Genomic DNA, 920 nt, shown 5'->3' with positions numbered 1-920 from the left:
CCGGCGAGCGCGGCCAGCGCGCCGGGCAGCACCTGCGTGGCCGCCGCCGACCACAGCGCGGCCTGCTTCGCCGGCGCGGCCGCCAGGTGCAGCCACCAGTCGCGCAGCGCGGCCGTCATGCGCCGATGCGCATCACGATGCGGCCCTCGATGTCGCCGATCTCGAGGGGCCGGCCGAACGCTTGGACGACGGCGGCTTTCATCTGGGCCATGGGTTTCTCCTGGAAGAAGGCCGCACGATAGGCAGCGTGCCCGGTTGTCTCCTTGACGTGGCTCAAGCCGCGGCGCCGGGTTGCCCCAAAGAATCGGGCCGATCACCAACCCGCGACGGAGACCGCATGGACCTGCCGACCCAGACCCACCTGAACGCCTTGCGCGGCCTGCTGCTGTTCCGGCTGCAGGGCCTGCAGGCCGATGTGCACGCGGCGCGGATGGCGCAGCAGGACGCCGGCCGGGCCGGCGGCCACGAGGTGATCGACCGCAAGGACGAGGCGACGCAGAGCCAGTCGGCGCAAATCGACGACGCGCAGGCGCAGCGCGACCTCGACGAGTTGCGCCTGACCGAGGCGGCGCTGCAGCGCCTGGAGCACGGCAGCTACGGCGACTGCGCCGACTGCGGCGAGCCGATCGCGCTGCAGCGGCTGCTGGCGCAGCCGGCGGCGCAGCGCTGCGCCGCCTGCCAGTCGGTGCACGAACGGACGCATCGCCCGTGAACGGTCGAGCGACCCCGGCCGCGTGCACGCGGTGCCGCCTCATCGGCCCCGAGCTGAGCTGACAATGGCCCGATGACTCTCGACGATCCGATCCTGTCCCACGCCCGCACGCTGACCGAACTGTTCGACGCGCGCGTCCATCGCAGCCCCGAGGGCATCGCCTACCGCCGCCACGACGCGGCCGCGAACCGGTGGGTCGCGCTCAGCT

At 73.0% G+C, this 920-nt stretch carries 1 protein-coding gene; it reads left to right on the top strand.

Annotated elements, in window-relative coordinates; genetic code table 11:
* The first annotated feature begins 337 nt into the window (after positions 1-337).
* Positions 338-712: a TraR/DksA family transcriptional regulator gene (locus tag AC1D1T_RS32770; RefSeq protein ID WP_477828341.1), complete on the top strand. Its 375-nt coding sequence runs from the start codon at positions 338-340 to the stop codon at positions 710-712.
* Positions 713-920: the final 208 nt, after the last annotated feature.

The sequence above is a fragment of the Rhizobacter sp. P2_H3 genome (assembly GCF_056403355.1).
This window is presented reverse-complemented; position numbering and strand designations above follow the sequence as displayed.